Below are 15,797 nucleotides of genomic sequence, written 5' to 3'. Positions count from 1 at the left end.
CAACCTCACGATCCCCCGTGAAGGCGTCCGAAACGCGTTGGCATCCACGGCCCGCCCGAGGGGTGGGGTCACACTTCTGAGCGACTCGCGGGCACGACGGTGAGCCGGCACTCGGTTCCGGTCATTCGGGTTTTCATCGATATCGGCTCCGCTCCCGGCTTTCCTGCCTGCAGGAAAGCCCTTGACGTCGGCGGGTTCCCGCCGTGAAACCGCTTCGGCTTTGGCAGAATCCGGGAGAACCGGCGGAGCGATGGTCATCGTCACATGCACGGGCCGACTCGGGATATCAGTGATCTGCACGACTCCGGCATGCAATGAATGGAACATCATGAAGATCGTAGTTATCGGCGGGACCGGACTCATCGGCTCGAAGGTGATCGTCAAGCTCAAAGAGCAGGGCCACGATGCGGTAGCCGCGTCTCCGAACACCGGCGTCAACACCATTACCGGCGAAGGCCTGTCCGAAGCGCTGCACGGCGCGGACGTGGTGGTCGACGTGACGAATTCACCGTCGTACGAAGACCAGGCAGTCATGGACTTCTTCACCACATCGACGGCGCACCTGATCGCCGCGGAGAAGGAAACGGGCGTCAACCATCACGTCGCCCTCTCCATCGTCGGTGTCGAGCGCCCTTCGGACGGAGGCTATTTCAAGGCCAAAGCCGCGCAGGAACAGCTGATCCGGGACTCGGGACTTCCGTACTCCATTGTCCATGCGACGCAATTTTTCGAGTTCCTCGGTGGCATCGCCGACACCGCGACCGACGGAGACACCGTCACGCTCCCGCCCGTGTCGTTCCAGCCGGTCGCTGCCGACGACGTCGCGGCCGCCGTCGCACGGGCGGCAGTCGGCGCTCCTGTGAACGGCATCGTCGACATCGCCGGACCCGAGATCGGCCGCTTCGACGAGATCATCGGCCGAGCCCTTCAGAGCCGCAACGACCACCGAAAGGTCGTCGCAGACCCGGCCGCTCCGTACTACGGAGCCCACGTGAGCGAGCGATCCCTCATCCCCGACGGGGACTCCCCCCGTGGCGAGATCACCCTCGCCGCCTGGCTCGAAGCCTCCGCCAAATAACCCGCCCAGTCCTACGTGGACGGCCACGACCAGCGCGACGACGGCTGTGCCCCCGAGAGTCACCCGGCGTCGTGGTTGGTCATCGGTGGTTTCGTCCTGTTGTCAGATGACCTGAAGTGCGTCGCGCTCGCCGATCTTCTGCGGGCGCGCGGTCAGGTACTGGAGGCTGTCCTGGTCTGTGACTGCGGCGCGGAGTATCGACGATTGAGGGCCGGCTTGCAGGGTGCACCGGCCCCAGTCGACGTCGATGGTCCCGCCTGTGTCGGACGATTCGGCGTGCTCGGTCCGGCGCGTTGCCCCGCCGTCGAGGTGCAAGCCGAGCCACGGACGAATGTGCATCTGGCTGGGGTGCATGCACAGCTGTGCCAGGTACCGGCTCGGGCGGTCGGTCCGAACGTGGCATGAGAAGACCGGCGCCGCAGCACGGGAGCGCCGGACCAAGCGTTGCAGCCGACGCCCATCCCAGCCCTCCCGTACAGCAGCCTCAGTGGCGCAGCGGCCGAGCTGCCGGTCAGGGCCCCTCTCTTGCGGCCGCCACTGCATTCAGCCGACTACCGAAGCCGACCCGCTTCGGTAGTCGGCTGAGCAGTTTCTGCCGATCTTCACCGACCCGCGCTCCGTGGCCGTCCGCCCGCAGCAGGACGGCGGGCACGTCCAGGTCCTCGCAGCCCGGCCGCGGCCTTGGTGGCCGAGTTGACAGCAGTCCCGCTTGCGACCCTGTCACAGATCAGAGCGCCGCCCGGTCTAGAAGTCAAAAGGTACAAATCGGGTCGGATTGATTAGGCCGGCCCGCCCCGTCCGTCCCGGTCGACACCGTCGTCCGCACCAGTTCCCCGCACCACCCTGCCACCCGTCCCCCACCTATCTGAGGGCAACACGACGATGATCAGCAACAGCAATGTGACACTCGGTGATCGACTGAACGCGTATGAGACCTCGGAGTCGGCAGTCGCCATGTTCGACGGGCAGGGGACGGTGGTCGCATGGACGAAGGCCGCCGAGCGGCTCGTCGGATACTCCGCCGGGGACATGGTGGGCCGTTCGACCGCACTCGTTCTGCCTTTCTCCGAGGAAGCGCCGACGATATCGGCGTTCATCGAGCAGTGCCGTGCCCAAAATGGCTGGTCGGGCACAACTGCGGTACGTCATCAAGACGGTCGCATCCTCAACATCAACCTGCGGATCTCGATGTTGCGGGGACAGGACGGAACACTCCGGTGGCTCATCTCCGTGACCGACATCGGCACGCTCTCCAGCGAGGCGATGGACGGATCAGTACGCGAGGCACTGCTCACCCGCGCACCGATCGGCATCGTCGTTCGTGACCCGCAGCTGCGCTGCACCTGGGTGAACGACACGATGGAGCGCCACGACGGCATTCCCCGTGACCGGCGGCTCGGGCGGCAGTTCACCGACGTGCTGCCCGGTGCCAAGGCCGAAGCAATCGAGGAAGTGATGCGGCAGGTGCTCCACAGCGGTGCCACCAAGGTGCACCAGTACCGGATGTGGCCGCCGACGAGTCCGCGCCAGGAGCACACCATGGCGGCTTCGCTCTTCTGCCTTCAGGACGCCGACGGCCAAGCACTGGGGGTGTGCACCATCAACGTCGATGTCACCGAGAGCCGGCAGGCGCTCGAGCGCCTCGCCATCCTCAGTGAGGCCAGTACGCGCCTGGGCAGCACCCTGGACGTGATGCAGACCAGCCAGGAACTGGCCGACCTTGCCGTGCCTCTGCTCGCCGACTACGCCATCGTCGACCTGGAGCAGTCGGTCCCGTTCGGCGAGGGGTCCCCGGTCCGCATCGGCCCGATGGACGGGCGCCTCCCCGAGTTCCGGCGTGCCGGTCTGGCCTCGATCCACCAAGGAGTCCCGGAATCCGCGTGGGTGCGCGGAGAGTCGGTCCCCCTGACGCCCACCTCACCCGTCACCGGCGTCCTGCGCACCGGAAGGTCCCACCTCGAGGCGATCCTGGACACCGCCCCGGGAACGTGGATCGACGAGGACCCGGCGCGAGCGCAGAAGATCCGTGAAAACAACATGCACTCCCTGATGGTCGTACCCATCCGTGCGCGGCGCGTCCTTCTGGGCGTGGCGTTGTTCGTCCGCACCGAGGACCCGGTGCCGTTCCAGGAGTTCGATCTGCTCCTCGCCGAAGAACTCGTCTCTCGCGCTGCGATGTCGATGGACAACGCTCGCCAGTACGCGCGCGAACACACCGCGGCCCTCGCGCTGCAACGCAACCTGCTCCCTCGCCGTCTGAAGGGCGGCACGGCGGTCGAGACCGCCTCGCGCTACCTGCCCGCCGACATGGACCACGGCGTCGGAGGCGACTGGTTCGATGTGATCCCGCTGTCCGGCGCCCGGGTGGCCCTCGTCGTCGGCGATGTGGTCGGACACGGCATCAACGCCGCCGCGACCATGGGCAGGCTCCGCACCGCCGTCCACACGCTCGCCGACATGGAACTGCCCCCCGACGAACTGCTGGCCCACCTGGATGACACGGTCCAGCGACTTGCCGAGGAAGACGCGGACGCCCCGAACCAGACGCCCACGGTGGTCGGCGCCACCTGTCTGTACGCCGTCTACGACCCGGTCACCCGGAAGTGCACCATGGCACGGGCCGGGCACCCCCCGCCCGCGATCGTCGACCCGCAGGGCCGGATCACCTTCCCTGATCTTCCCACCGGAACCCCTCTCGGCACCGGGCTGGGGGTCCCGTTCGAGGCCGTGGAGTTGGAGCTGCCCGAGGGAAGTCTCCTCGCTCTGTACACCGACGGCCTGATCGAGAGCCGCGACCATGACATCGACGTGGGAATGGATCGCCTGGCCGCCGCCCTGGCACAACCGGATCGGTCCCTGGAAGACCTCTGCACTCGCGCGACGGAGACCATCCCGGGGCAGGCACCATGCGACGACGTCACCCTGCTCCTCGTCCGCACCCGCGCGATCAGCCCGGCCCAGGTCGCCTCCTGGACGCTGCCGAGTGACGAGACAGCGGTCCACAGCGCCCGGCACTTGGCAGCCTGTCAGCTGGCCGAATGGGGCCTGGCGGGTCTCGAGGACGCCACGAAGCTGATCGTCAGCGAACTGGTCACCAACGCTGTCCGCCACGGCTCCGGCCTGATCGGCGTGCGCCTGATCCATCATCAAGTCCTGACCTGCGAAGTGTTCGACACCAACGCCGGCTCCCCACAGCCGCGTCGTGCAAACACCACCGACGAGAACGGCCGCGGCCTCTTCCTGGTCGGTCAGCTGTCCCGCAGATGGGGTGTCCGCTCGGTATCGGGCGGCAAGGTCGTCTGGGCCGAGGCGAACCTGGCCCCCGGCGTACCGAAGGCCCGTGCGTGTGAGGGTGCGGTTGCAGCCGAGGCCGGGGTCAGTGAGGGCCACGGAGGCGTTGCCGCGCCAGGCGTCCTCACACCGCGTGTAGCCGCGTAGCTTGCCGCGCATCGCCATGAGTGGCCGAGTCGTCGCGGGACGCGAGGTCACCTGCCGACCGACCACGGGCGTGGCGGGCGTTGGCCATGCAACGGCGGTGATCAACGGATTTCTGTTTCGACAGCTGCCCAGCACGCTGTAGTGGGATCTGTCGCAGCGTTTCGGGAAGGCTGACCCAGCAGGCGATCGAACGGGGTGGTTCGGCGACAGGCCGAGCTAAGTGGTGCCCCGCCCGGCGGAACACGGCGGCAAGGTTCCCGTGAATGCGCGATGCCGGACCGGGCGTACGGCGATGCTGCCCGCGTCGGCGTGACGGTAGGTCACAAGCGGGTCGAGCGCCGGATGCGCGAGACCGAGCCGGCGGCGTGAACCCGCGTTAACGGCTTCATGCGCCGCGACCCGAAGGCCACCCTGGACCCGGAGCCGGTCCGGCGCGCCCCCGGGTCACCCGGGCCGAGGCAGACCTCGCGCCCTCCGAGTACGCCGACCGCCTCTCCGACAGCCGGCGCATCCGGCAACGGCTTGGTTCAGCCCCGCCGAAGTCGAGGAGAAGGAGTACTCCGACGAAACGGCTGAACAGGCATACCTGACACACCCCCCCTTCCCCTCACCACGTACTGACCAGGGGATCGGCAACTGCCGCACGGCGGGGGCCCCAACCGGGGAGGGTACGGCGATGGCATGGTCCCCGAGACCCACATCACACAGCCCTTGATGTCACAGGTTGCCAGGCTGCCCGGTCTTCGCTGTGTACCTGCAACTGAATGAGGAGTTCCCATGGAATCGCGTCTCGACTACTACAGCAGTCCCCTCGCGGCCAAGGTGCTGAAGCACCTCGTCTCGGCCAGCAAGGTGTTGGCGGACTCGACGCTGCCGGACACCATTCAGCATCTGGTGGAGATCCGGGCCAGCCAGGTCAACGGCTGCGGCTTCTGCACCGACATGCACACCAAGGAGGCCACCCACGCCGGGGAGACCTCGGTGCGACTCAACCTGATCGCCGCCTGGCGCGAAGCAACGGTCTTCACCGAGGCCGAGCGCGCCGCACTGGAGCTGACCGAACAGGGCACCCGGATCGCTGACGCAGCCGGTGGGGTCACCGACACAGCCTGGGCGAACGCCGCCAAGCACTTCGATGAGGACCAGCTCGTCGCACTGATGTCTCTCATCGCCATCATCAACAGCTACAACCGCATCAACATCATCAACCAGCAGCCCGCCGGCAGCTACCGGGTCGGCCAGTTCGGCTGAGCCACGGCGTACGGTCCGGCCGAACATGAACGGTTCGGCCGGACGCGTACGATCCCTCACCGCGTCCACCCTGGCCTATGGTGACGAGGCTGATGTCGAACAGCCCATTCGGTGACTGGGGTTTCCACTCCGCACCCAACTTCGGTGGGGAGCAACACTGTTTCCCCGCAAGCCATTTCGGGACTGAAACTCGTGCTGACGGAGACAACTCACCAAATTTCCCTCAGCAACATACCCCTCGCGTCTGATCGACGCCGAAACCCGCCGGCGCAGACTCACGGGATGTCGCACACACGGCGAAGGCCCGCACCCAACGGTACGGGCCTTCGTGCTCCTGCTGCTCGTCGACGCTGTCAGCAAGCAGGGGCCGTGAGGAGGGTCGGAACACTCAGGGCCGTCATGGCTGGGTAACCCGTCGGTGTCGTCGTTTGGCCAGCTCCTCCGCGCTGACCACGGTCAGAACCGGGGTACCCGACGGCGCGAACATGGTCACCACCAGCTGCGACTGCGCGTCCGAAAGGTTGTTGGCGCCCTGATAGTGGATCACGTCACCCCCGGGCTCGAACAGGGCGTCACCGGCCTTGAGCACCCGGGGTGCTTGCCCCTCCAACTCGAAGAGAATCTCGCCCTGGGTCACGTAACCGAAGATCGGCCCGGGGTGCCGGTGCGGCGGCGCGCCGGGGTCACCCGGCGGCAGGGTGATCCGGATGGTTCTGGCCTCGGCGCCGGCCGGGATCCGGGCCGCCGCCTCCGGAAGGGTCATGATCACCTCGACGCCCGGGGGCAGGTGTGCGTGCTCAGCACTCATGTATTTCTCCAAACTGGGGACTGAGACTGTCCGCAGCAAGGACAGGACGGCCTCCCCGTTTGTGACACCCCTACGCGTCCGAACCGGCCGGGGCCGCGGCCCACGGATGGGGCAAGCGCACTCCCGCGGGATCATGCCCTCCGATCGGGGAGGGACGGCGGACGCGGCAGGGTCTGTGCGGTCGGGGCCAACGGGTCACACCCACCCGCGTACCGTGCGGAACTGCTCTGGCGCGAGGAGGTGCCCTCCACGACGACGCGATATCAACAGACCCTGCCCGGCGCAAACGGCCGGTTGCCCACTGTCCGTCGACCAACTTGTCTCCATATGCTCCTCACTGGCCAGCTCGCCTGTCTCAGGAGGTTTCGTGCCGCGCGACACAATGTTTTGCTATACGTGCGACTCCGACGAACCACATCGTCCGCTCACCGCTCTGGAGAAGTCCTGGCTCAAGGAGCGCACAAGCAGGAAGAACGTCGAGGGGTTCTTCATGTGCAAGGCGCCCAACTGCCGGAATGTACGCGCAGGCTTCAACAAGCGCCCCTTCGACCCGGTCATCCGTGTGCCCCTGCCCGACTGACCTGGTTGTTCAGGCCTTCGGTCAGCATCCCGCGCGAACGGTGCACATCCAGGCGCAATGCCAGGGCGCCGGGGACGAGGGGTGGCCGCGTCCGGCGCCGACGTACACGGTCACTGCCGGCACGAGGCCACCCGAGCGGGCCCGCCCCGACGTACAGCGTGCCACCGCCCTGTGTGGGCGGTGGCACGCTGAATCAGGACATCAGTGGCGGGGTCGGGTCATCGGCGGTAGCCCCAGGAGTGGGTGTCCACGGTGCGGCCATGGTCGTCGCGCAGCGTGGCCTTGTCGGCGTAGTTGCTCCAGATGTAGTCCCGGCTGTCCTGGTAGACGTCCCGGCGGGTGTCATTTCCGCGCCCGGTGTGGACACGGACCGTGGCACGGCTCGCCAGGCGCAGGTCGCCGAACCGGTACAGGTTGCCCTCCCGGTCCCAGAGCGTCCATCCGCGAAGGTTGACCGCGCGGCGGCCGGTGTTGGTGACCTCGACCCACTCCCTGTTCAGGGACCGGTTCGACCAGTCGTCGCGACCGGGGCTGTCGTACTGGATGTCGCCGAGGACAACGCTGGTGTACGACTGGTGGTGGCCGTGCCCGCGACCGTGGTCGCTGTCGGCGGAAGCAGGCATCGCCACCACGGCGACGACGGAACCGGCCGCCAGAGCGGTAGCGGCAATGCGGCGGACGGTACGAGAAGCAGACATTGACGTCCCCTCAGGTGAAGGCGCCCAGGACCCGTTCAAGGGCCATGCTGCGCGGTGCGGGTCCCGACCCCTCAGGCCGAGAACCCAAAGCCTGCGACGGTTCCCCCACCGCCGACTGCAACACCGGTTCGTGTTACTTAATGCGGACATTTCCGTAACGCGCAGTTGTACGGCTCACACACCCGCCGGGGCATGACCCTGACACCGACTGCCGGATGCACGCACCCGCCCCGCAGCCGGGAACAAGCCATTTCCAGCTCCCCCGCACACCGCACCGCACCACCGCGTGAGCCACCCATCCAGCAGCACACCCATCGGTAACAGCCACAACACTGCGCGATTCATACGCACATCGCATGACCAAACACTTGATCGACGCTGCCCAGCTTGCCGAGGTCGCGGCCAGGCACACAACCGGGGCCGGGCCCGCGGCCGAGGGGCGGTCAGAGAGTGCGGCAATCGCAAGCGGGTGCGGCGACTTCCGAGGCCAGAGGTGAACCTGCAAGCATCGGCGGAGCGGCCTCACCCTTGTCGCGACACGGGCCCGATTGCGGAATCGCCCCAGGATCATCGGGTCTGGTCAGTCGGTCGGATCAGCGCGTCGGTGACGGCGACATGGTCGGGCCGGGCGACCGCATGGACGACTGCGGCGTCAATTCCCTTGGGCCGGTGAGCTCGGTCGATCATGTACCCAGGACGTTGCCCACGCCTTCCCTCCCGGGCAGTCGGTGGTGCGGAGCCCGGGCCTCCAGGGGTGCCCGGCAGGTGGCGCCGGCGGGAGAAGAGATGACCACCGGGGCACCCAAGAGCTAATCTGACCCATTGGTCATGTTGTGGTACGGTACACGCAAGAAGGAGGCATCGATGACTGCAGCGGCAACCACTCCCGGCCAGCGGGCGGACATGGTGCGCAATCGACGTCTCCTGCTCGACGCCGCGGCCGCAGCCTTCGCGGAACACGGCCTGGACGCGTCGATGGGCGAGATCGCCCAGCGCGCAGGCCTCGCGAAAGGCACCGTGTTCCGGCACTTCCCCACCAAGGAAGACCTCCTGGCTGCGATCACGCTCCGGCTGCTGGACCAGCTCGCCGGCGCTGCAGGCCGACTCCTCGAAGCCGATGACGCAGCCGCGGCACTACGGGAGTTCATGACCAACGGTGTCGAGGCACTGGCCGCCGACCGCGCCTTCTGCGAAGTGATCGGGCGGCCGTCACTGCAGCACTCCGAGGTGCGGGATGCGATCGCGGAACTCTGCGTCACCGTCGAGGCCCTCACCGCCCGCGCACGCGAACAAGGCGCCATCCGCGGCGACATCACCGGAACGGACATCGTGCTGCTGCTCGGCGGCATCCACCAGACAGCAGCGCCCTTGCTCGCTACGCAGCCGGAGGCCTGGCGCCGCTACCTCGAACTGACCCTCGACGGACTGCGCACCGCCACCCCGAGCGCACTGCCACATCGGCCGCCCCTCCGTCCGGAGCTCACCGACTCCGCACTCACCTGACCTACGACGCCGCGAAGTCCAGGTCCTCGCACTGGACGTGCCCAACCAACGCCCCGGAGTCGCCCCGCGCCCCGTTGAGAAGCGTGCGCCGTCATCGGCTGACGGAGATGTCGTCGGGGGCTTCGAGGGGGACCCGGGTGAGGTCGATGGAGGATGCTTCGGTGTCCGGGCTTCCGCCTGGCCCGGTCGTGGCGGTCCGCTGTCGGCGACGGTCGTTGTACCAGGCGATCGCGCAAGCTGCCAGGTACAGCAGGCTGATGGGGGTGGCGAGCAGCAGCATGCTGAGCGGGTCGGTGCTGGGGGTGGCGAGCGCCGCGAAGGCGGCGATGGCGATGAACATGCCGCGCCACCAGTCGGCCATCCGGCGTGCGCTGATCACGCCGCCGAGGTTCAGCAGCACGAGGAGGACGGGGAGTTCGAAGGAGAGTCCGAAAACGAGGACCATGCGGGTGGCCAGGTCGAGGAAGTCGTCGACGGGCAGGAGGTTGGTGGCATTGTCCGGGGTGAAGGAGATGAGCACCCGCGCCGTGGTGGGCAAGGTCCAGTACGCCACCGCGGCACCGGTCAGGAACAGGGGGATGCCCGCCCCGAGGAAGATCAGGGTGTACTTCTTCTCGTTGCGGTGCAGTCCTGGTGCGACGAAGGCCCACAGCTGATACAGCCACAGCGGGCTCGCGGCGACGACCCCCGCGGTGATCGATACCTTCAGCGCGAGGGTGACGGGTGACAGAAGGCCGTTGAGCGAGATCACGCCGCAGCGCCCCGCGTCGTCCGCGCCGTCCGGTTGGCCCGGAGCGCAGCCGGGCAGGGGATCGATGAGGACTCCGATCAGTTGCTTGTAGAACAGGGCCGCGACGACGGTGATGAGCAGGATCGCTCCGACGGCTTTGAGCAGGCGGTTGCGCAGCTCGCGCAGGTGCTCCCCCAGGGGCATACTCGCGGCGTCCTGTGCTGGTTGGATCGGCATGAGCGGTCCCGGTCCCTTCAAGTGCGGCACCGGCTGGGTGCTGGTCGGTGGCTTCGGCGTCTCAGCGCCGGTGGGAGGTTTCTGCCTCCGTCGCCTCCGGGGCCGCGTGCCGGCTCTCGGACGCGAACTGGTGGGCTGCGGTGGCATGCACGGTCGAGAGTTCGGCGCCGTCGTCCTTCTGCATGGCCTTGGTCTCGCTCTTGAGGATCCGTAGCGACTGCCCGAAGGAGCGGGCCATATCGGGGAGCCGCTTGGCGCCGAACAGGAGCACGACGACGAGGAGTATGAGGATGATCTCGGGTGCTCCGAGCCTTCCGAACATGGGCGTTTCCTTTCCGAGTATCTGAAGGCGCAGGGGCGGCGCTCCTGCGCGGGTGGCCTGGCTGCTGCGGGTCGGACGCGGTAGCCAGGCCCTGCCTGCCGGTCGGTGCGTTGACGGGCCAGGCCGACGGCGGGACCGCCGTGGTCCTACACCGGGTCACGGGCCGTTCTTCTCGAGGCTGTAGTGCGCCGCGCCGGTGGCTTGCCGATGCCCGCGGCCGCCGGCTGGCGGAGGCGGGTCGGGGGTGGTGGCCTTCCCGAGGCCCTTCGACCTGTTGGTCCCGGTACTGTCGAGCAGTTGGTCCCCGAGGCCGAGGTCGGCGGTGAGGTCGCCCAGGCCCAGGCTCTGGTCACCCAGCAGGTTCTTGGCCATGAACGCCTTCGGGTTGAGGTCGTCGAGATTCAGGTCCTTGAGCTCGGCAGGGAGTTCGTCGCGAATGCTCGCCTGAGCGCTCTGCGAGAACTCACGGAGCTTGCGCAGGATCCGCACGGTGTCGGACACCATCTTGGGGAGCTTGTCGGGCCCGACAAGAATGACGGCCAGCACAATCAGCGTCACAACTTCGAGTGGGCCGATGTCGGAAAACATGCATTGCCTCCCGTCGGGGATGGTGAAGGCTCCGCCGCTCCTCGAAGCGGGCGAACCGTAGTGCGCGCCAGCCGTCCGAAGGGCCGCCTGCCGAACGCAGGTCGGCCGCAGGACGATGTACGGCTGCCCGGGTGCTGACCATCCCGGATACGACTGCGCAGGAGCGTTGGCTCCGGTCCTGCCCCCCGGGACACCCGGCGGGCAGGACGCGCTCGGTCGAGGGCTCTGCGGTGGGGATCGGCGCAGGAGCCGGGCGAGCAGCCCGGGCTCTTCGGTGAGGAGCCCGGGCTGCTCGAAGGCGGCGACACTGCCGCCCGGGTCGAGCGCGTTCCCTCACCCCTGGGGCCTGCCCGGGGGTGTCGTCCGGCCGTCCGCTAGCGGGACGGGCCGGCCGCACGGCGGTACGGGGCCAGGAAGCGCGTCAGTTCCGACAGCAGCTCCCTGGGGGCCTGCTCAGCGACCCAGTGGCCGGCACCGGGGATGACCACGCCTTGCACGTCGTTCGCGAGGGGAATCATCTCCTTCCCGACCATGTCACCCCAGCTTTCCGATCCACCGATCGCCAGGACGGGCATTGTCAGCTTGTTGTCGGAGCGCTTCGCGTTCTGCGCGGTGGTGGTGTCCCACGCGCGGTAGAGACCGAAGCCGCCACGCAGGGTCTCGGGGTCGGAGAAGAGACGGAAGTAGTACTCGCGCGCGTAGTCGGGCAGCTTCTGTCCGCCCTGGATGTCGAACTCGTAGCCGAAGAAGATCTCTTCCCGGCCCCTGACCAGCTTCTCGGTCAGCTCGTGGTCGACCCGGTTGAAGGGGATGTGCCAGAGCCTGTTGTTGTGAGCCTCATCGATGAACAGAGGCGGTGAGGCCTTCAGCGTCGGGGGCCCCGGGACCTCCAGGAGGGCCACGCGGGCGACACGCTCCGGATGATCTGCCGCCAACGCGTAGCCGATGATCATGCCGGTGTCGTGGCCGGCCACGGCGAACCGCTCGTGACCGAGGGCGTCCATGAGAGCGGCCAGGTCGTTGGCGAGGGTACGGGTGTCGTACCCGCTCCTGGGCTTCTCGGTCAGGCCGATGCCGCGCTGGTCGACGGCGATGACCGTGTAGTTGCGGGCCAGCTCCGGCATCACCATGCGCCAGGCGTACCAGTTCTCCGGCCAGCCGTGCACCAGCAGCAACGGCGGCCCGTCACCGCCGATGACCACGTGCTGCCGCAGCCCGCCTGCCTGCACGAACCGGCTGGTGAACGTCTTCTTGAACCCTGCCGGCAGATGCGGCGCCGCGGCGACCGAGCCGAAACCCTTCGGCATCTGCCTGGGGGCGGTGGCGGCCGCCGGCGTCAGCCCGCCCGCCGCCAGCGATATGCCGGCAGCAGCGGCGGAAGCAGCCGCGCCGCCGACGAAGGCGCGTCGCGAGAACCCGCGCCGGGCGCGATGGGGCGGCGGCGTCGCGCCGGCGCCGTCGGGGGTGGGCGGGTCGATGGGGGACGTGTTCATGATTTTCCTTTGCGATCTTTCTCGAGCGTCAGGGCGTGGCCGGGGGCCTCGATGGTGAGGAGCGCGTGCGCTCGGGCCGGGAACCAGCCGTCGGCTCCGTCGTGGGTGTACCCAGAGGTCGGACGGATCGGTGTTCCTGACGCATCGTCACGGACCGTCCGTCCGAAGGGGGTCGAGGGGGTGTCAGCGGCCGGGGAAGCGCTGCTTGACCTCCTGAAGCACCCAGCCGTTGCCGTCGGGGTCACTGAAGGTGGCGAAGGAGCCGTAGGAGGCGCGGTCGGGGTGCAAGCCGGCGATCCGTCCCTGTCCCTCGACCCGGTGAGTGACCTCTCCACCCTCGTGGCCGTGGAAGATCATGCCCCCGGAGTCGTGGAACACCTCGCTCACCTCGATGCCACGGCCGACGAGCTCGGCACGGGCCTCCTCGATGTCGAAGACAACCAGGTACAGGCCCTGAGCCGAGCCGGGCGCAGCCGAGGTCAGCCCCCGGCCGAACATGATCGAGCTCTCGGAACCGGGCGGCGTGAAGTGCACCGCGCGCCAGTTCTCGCTGACGGCCTTGTCGAGATCCAGACGGAATCCCACCTGCTCGTAGAAGGCCTTGGCCCGATCTACATCGGAAACAGGCAGCACGGTGACTTCGAACTTCATGTACATGTGGGTGTCTTTCTCTCTTGATGACGGTGAATCTCACACCTGCGAGTCACCGGTCCATGGGGCCGAAGGCGGCAGTGCAGTACGAGCTGCCCACGGCTGGGATTGCGATCCGGACGGTGGACGGTGTCCGCCGTCCGGCGTTCGGGAAACCGTGACCAGGACCGGCGCCTCGCACAGCGCGGCGGTTCTTCTGACCGATCCCATCGGGGTCACGGTGACGGATGCGTTCGCTGTCGCCTGCGCGGATACCGCCGGCTGCGAAGCGCTTGTTCATTTGTCCGCTTCGTGAGCGAGGCGCCCAGTCGTCGAAGCCCTTGAGTGGCACTTCCAGAGCGGCTCGTTCATCGTCGCTGTTAGGACCGTAAGCCATTAGCTCGCAACAAGCAACCTTCTGTGGAGAGGGCCACGGCACGCAGTTCGAAGAGGAACCGGCCCGATAACGCGGAACGGGTGCCATCCGCAAGCCGGACGCAGCAAGGGGTGAGGCCGCTCTTCGCCCGCATCCCGGCACCAGCACACCGCCCCGACGCGGCCGCACGCCCGCCTGGAAACATCGGACACGGGCGCGGAAACGAGGCACGGGTCACTGGGTGAACGACTGGCCGAAGCGACCCGCCGGCCCGCGTCACAGGTACGGCCGCAGGCGCGGGCGGCCGCTTCCCCCGCATACCGGCGAGCGCACTGACCGACGGAACCAGTGGGCCGGCGACCGAAGGCGCCGCGCCCGCTGCCGACAGCGCGCTCACGGCCACCAGCACAGCCCGGAAGGTGGACTTCAGACTGCCTGCCGGCGCGGTGACCGCGTTCACCGCGCCGTCCAGCTCGGCGGCCCCGGGCTTCGGCCGTCCTTCATGGCCACCAGCCGACGCGACGGGACGGGACGGCCGTCACCGGGGCTGTCGTCCCATCGGACGGTGCGGGCACGTCATGCCGCTCCCGATCCTCTCGACGCGGGCGGAATGACCCCTTGTCTCCACCACTACGACCGCGCACGCACCCGGGCGCCGGATGCGGTGCACCAGGGAAAGCGGTGCACCGCAGGGCAGAACACCGCCACCACCCATGCCGCCGAACCAAGGTGGCGACGCGGCCGCAACTCCCGCCGGCTCCACTCCGCACCCGGGGAGGGATTCCTCACCTCAGGGGAAGAGAATTGCCACCGTAATCGTTTCAGATATAACGTTGAGTGGTTCAGCCCGCCTTTGAGGGAGGAGGCCGACACGATGCCCCCGAGCACTACGAAGCCCAGCCCGCTGACCCAGCCGCCGGCAGTCGACGTGGTCCTGCAGTTCGTCAACACGCACACCTCGGGCCCCCGCCAGCTGAAGGAGCGGTTCTCCAACGCCCAGGCCATGCAGGCATGGCTGCACGAGAACGGTCTGGGCACGTCGGAGACCCATGTCACGGAGGCGGACGCGGCCGGGGCCCGCGAGTTGCGCGACGCCTTGATCACCGTGCTGCTCGCTCATGCCGGCGACAAGGACATCACGCCCGAGGTCCTCACCGAGACCGAGGAATACCTGCGTGGCATCGCCGCCCGCTATCCGCTGGTGACGGTCGTCACCGCCTCAGGGGCGTCCTTGACGACCGCGCAGACCGGCGTTCCCGGGCTGTTCGGCACCGTCCTGGCCGGCATCACCGAACTCGCCCAGGCCGGCGTGTGGAACAGGTTGCGGGCGTGCCGGCACCAGCCGTGCCATTTCTGCTTCTTCGACCGGACGCGGAACAGCTCTGCCGCCTACTGCGGGACGAGGTGCGGCTCCCAGGCGTCCATGCGGGCCTACCGGCAGCGGAAGAAGGAACTGGCTACGAACGCCGACCCGACGTGACAGGTACGGTGCGCGTCTGCCTCTGACGGGGTGTGGCGCGCAGGCGATGCCGGACGGCCCTCAGGTAGCGCGGGCCCGTGAGGTGGCCTCCGTCCCCGGGCCGCGGACAGGCTGGCGATCGAGGCCGGTGCACGTCGCCTGCAACCCACCGACGACGTCGACCCCGTATCGCAGAGCGGCGGACGCGTCTACGCCAGTCCGCCGGCCACCCCTTCTGTCTCCGGTCGACCTGAGCTGCATCGCGTGACCGCGTCTGCTGCTCTCCGCTGCCGATCGTGCCAGGGCCGACAGCAGAGCGCAGCAGCGTTCGACGCTCGGGATCGATCTCACCGCCAACCGCTGTACCGATGGTCCCCATGGCCGGAACAGGTCCGGTCGGCGGCAACCATGCCGGACAAAGTACCCGGGTAGCAGGCGGGGCCGTCGCGGTCCCTGACCCCGGCCGACACGTCTGTGAAGCGGGTACTTCGCCGACTTGGTCGGGCGGGCCGTCAGCCTGGTCGGGGGCGCGAACGCAGAGGGACGGCACCGCCGTCAACCGGACGGAAACGGTCTGTCCGGTCCGCTGTGGCCGTGGCTGCGTTG

The 15,797-nt window shown here is 68.1% G+C and carries 14 protein-coding genes; 6 read left to right on the top strand and 8 right to left on the bottom strand.

Going from position 1 to position 15,797, the window contains the following annotated elements; genetic code table 11:
* Window positions 1-328: 328 nt before the first annotated feature.
* Complete coding sequence (locus OG963_RS41790; protein ID WP_319787727.1) at window positions 329-1,078, top strand: SDR family oxidoreductase; 750 nt, start codon at window positions 329-331, stop codon at window positions 1,076-1,078.
* 102 nt (window positions 1,079-1,180) lie between these two features.
* On the opposite strand, the gene OG963_RS41785 is transcribed toward OG963_RS41790, so the two are convergent.
* Entirely contained in the window at window positions 1,181-1,621 is a 441-nt protein-coding gene (locus tag OG963_RS41785) for a DUF2218 domain-containing protein (protein ID WP_371800136.1), read from the bottom strand.
* Window positions 1,622-1,960: 339 nt separating this feature from the next.
* On the opposite strand from OG963_RS41785, the gene OG963_RS41780 reads away from it, so the two are divergent.
* Window positions 1,961-4,516 carry a SpoIIE family protein phosphatase gene (locus tag OG963_RS41780; RefSeq protein WP_371800135.1) on the top strand — a complete coding sequence of 852 codons (2,556 nt, stop codon included), beginning with the start codon at window positions 1,961-1,963 and terminating at the stop codon, window positions 4,514-4,516.
* Between the two features lie 777 nt (window positions 4,517-5,293).
* Window positions 5,294-5,767: a carboxymuconolactone decarboxylase family protein gene (locus OG963_RS41775; protein ID WP_319740488.1), complete on the top strand. Its 474-nt coding sequence runs from the start codon at window positions 5,294-5,296 to the stop codon at window positions 5,765-5,767.
* 397 nt (window positions 5,768-6,164) lie between these two features.
* Here OG963_RS41775 and OG963_RS41770 read toward each other — a convergent pair whose 3' ends face one another.
* Window positions 6,165-6,575 (bottom strand): cupin domain-containing protein, encoded by a 411-nt coding sequence (locus OG963_RS41770; protein WP_371800134.1) that lies wholly within the window; start codon window positions 6,573-6,575, stop codon window positions 6,165-6,167.
* 382 nt (window positions 6,576-6,957) lie between these two features.
* Between OG963_RS41770 and OG963_RS41765 the strand changes: the two genes are divergently transcribed.
* Window positions 6,958-7,155 carry a hypothetical protein gene (locus OG963_RS41765; protein ID WP_371800359.1) on the top strand — a complete coding sequence of 66 codons (198 nt, stop codon included), beginning with the start codon at window positions 6,958-6,960 and terminating at the stop codon, window positions 7,153-7,155.
* Window positions 7,156-7,373: 218 nt separating this feature from the next.
* On the opposite strand, the gene OG963_RS41760 is transcribed toward OG963_RS41765, so the two are convergent.
* Window positions 7,374-7,853 carry a lamin tail domain-containing protein gene (locus OG963_RS41760; protein ID WP_319740485.1) on the bottom strand — a complete coding sequence of 160 codons (480 nt, stop codon included), beginning with the start codon at window positions 7,851-7,853 and terminating at the stop codon, window positions 7,374-7,376.
* A gap of 864 nt (window positions 7,854-8,717) precedes the next feature.
* Between OG963_RS41760 and OG963_RS41755 the strand changes: the two genes are divergently transcribed.
* Window positions 8,718-9,356 carry a TetR/AcrR family transcriptional regulator gene (locus OG963_RS41755; protein ID WP_037823386.1) on the top strand — a complete coding sequence of 213 codons (639 nt, stop codon included), beginning with the start codon at window positions 8,718-8,720 and terminating at the stop codon, window positions 9,354-9,356.
* 91 nt (window positions 9,357-9,447) lie between these two features.
* Here OG963_RS41755 and tatC read toward each other — a convergent pair whose 3' ends face one another.
* From tatC to OG963_RS41730, 5 genes are all read right to left on the bottom strand, one after another.
* Window positions 9,448-10,290, bottom strand: a complete 843-nt coding sequence (tatC, locus tag OG963_RS41750) for a twin-arginine translocase subunit TatC (RefSeq protein ID WP_319740483.1) — start codon at window positions 10,288-10,290, stop codon at window positions 9,448-9,450.
* A gap of 94 nt (window positions 10,291-10,384) precedes the next feature.
* Window positions 10,385-10,645 carry a Sec-independent protein translocase subunit TatA gene (tatA, locus tag OG963_RS41745; protein WP_371800133.1) on the bottom strand — a complete coding sequence of 87 codons (261 nt, stop codon included), beginning with the start codon at window positions 10,643-10,645 and terminating at the stop codon, window positions 10,385-10,387.
* Window positions 10,646-10,801: 156 nt separating this feature from the next.
* Window positions 10,802-11,233 (bottom strand): Sec-independent protein translocase TatB, encoded by a 432-nt coding sequence (locus OG963_RS41740; RefSeq protein WP_371800132.1) that lies wholly within the window; start codon window positions 11,231-11,233, stop codon window positions 10,802-10,804.
* 374 nt (window positions 11,234-11,607) lie between these two features.
* Complete coding sequence (locus OG963_RS41735; RefSeq protein ID WP_371800131.1) at window positions 11,608-12,726, bottom strand: alpha/beta fold hydrolase; 1,119 nt, start codon at window positions 12,724-12,726, stop codon at window positions 11,608-11,610.
* Window positions 12,727-12,909: 183 nt separating this feature from the next.
* Window positions 12,910-13,383, bottom strand: coding sequence for a VOC family protein (locus OG963_RS41730; RefSeq protein ID WP_319740479.1), 474 nt, complete (start codon window positions 13,381-13,383; stop codon window positions 12,910-12,912).
* Between the two features lie 1,223 nt (window positions 13,384-14,606).
* Between OG963_RS41730 and OG963_RS41725 the strand changes: the two genes are divergently transcribed.
* Window positions 14,607-15,212 (top strand): CGNR zinc finger domain-containing protein, encoded by a 606-nt coding sequence (locus tag OG963_RS41725; RefSeq protein WP_362276524.1) that lies wholly within the window; start codon window positions 14,607-14,609, stop codon window positions 15,210-15,212.
* Window positions 15,213-15,797: the final 585 nt, after the last annotated feature.

This window comes from Streptomyces sp. NBC_01707, from assembly GCF_041438805.1.
Classification (GTDB): Bacteria; Actinomycetota; Actinomycetes; order Streptomycetales; family Streptomycetaceae; genus Streptomyces.
The sequence above is the reverse complement of the archived record's forward strand: the minus strand, read 5'-3'. Positions and strand labels throughout refer to the sequence as shown.

Excerpts from the sequence above, each read along its gene's own strand:
- OG963_RS41790 (WP_319787727.1), top strand. The coding sequence starts at position 329 with ATGAAGATCGTAGTTATCGGCGGGACCGGACTCATCGGCTCGAAGGTG.
- OG963_RS41785 (WP_371800136.1), bottom strand. The coding sequence starts at position 1,621 with ATGCAGTGGCGGCCGCAAGAGAGGGGCCCTGACCGGCAGCTCGGCCGC.
- OG963_RS41780 (WP_371800135.1), top strand. The coding sequence starts at position 1,961 with ATGATCAGCAACAGCAATGTGACACTCGGTGATCGACTGAACGCGTAT.
- OG963_RS41775 (WP_319740488.1), top strand. The coding sequence starts at position 5,294 with ATGGAATCGCGTCTCGACTACTACAGCAGTCCCCTCGCGGCCAAGGTG.
- OG963_RS41770 (WP_371800134.1), bottom strand. The coding sequence starts at position 6,575 with ATGAGTGCTGAGCACGCACACCTGCCCCCGGGCGTCGAGGTGATCATG.
- OG963_RS41765 (WP_371800359.1), top strand. The coding sequence starts at position 6,958 with ATGTTTTGCTATACGTGCGACTCCGACGAACCACATCGTCCGCTCACC.
- OG963_RS41760 (WP_319740485.1), bottom strand. The coding sequence starts at position 7,853 with ATGTCTGCTTCTCGTACCGTCCGCCGCATTGCCGCTACCGCTCTGGCG.
- OG963_RS41755 (WP_037823386.1), top strand. The coding sequence starts at position 8,718 with ATGACTGCAGCGGCAACCACTCCCGGCCAGCGGGCGGACATGGTGCGC.
- tatC (WP_319740483.1), bottom strand. The coding sequence starts at position 10,290 with ATGCCCCTGGGGGAGCACCTGCGCGAGCTGCGCAACCGCCTGCTCAAA.
- tatA (WP_371800133.1), bottom strand. The coding sequence starts at position 10,645 with ATGTTCGGAAGGCTCGGAGCACCCGAGATCATCCTCATACTCCTCGTC.
- OG963_RS41740 (WP_371800132.1), bottom strand. The coding sequence starts at position 11,233 with ATGTTTTCCGACATCGGCCCACTCGAAGTTGTGACGCTGATTGTGCTG.
- OG963_RS41735 (WP_371800131.1), bottom strand. The coding sequence starts at position 12,726 with ATGAACACGTCCCCCATCGACCCGCCCACCCCCGACGGCGCCGGCGCG.
- OG963_RS41730 (WP_319740479.1), bottom strand. The coding sequence starts at position 13,383 with ATGTACATGAAGTTCGAAGTCACCGTGCTGCCTGTTTCCGATGTAGAT.
- OG963_RS41725 (WP_362276524.1), top strand. The coding sequence starts at position 14,607 with ATGCCCCCGAGCACTACGAAGCCCAGCCCGCTGACCCAGCCGCCGGCA.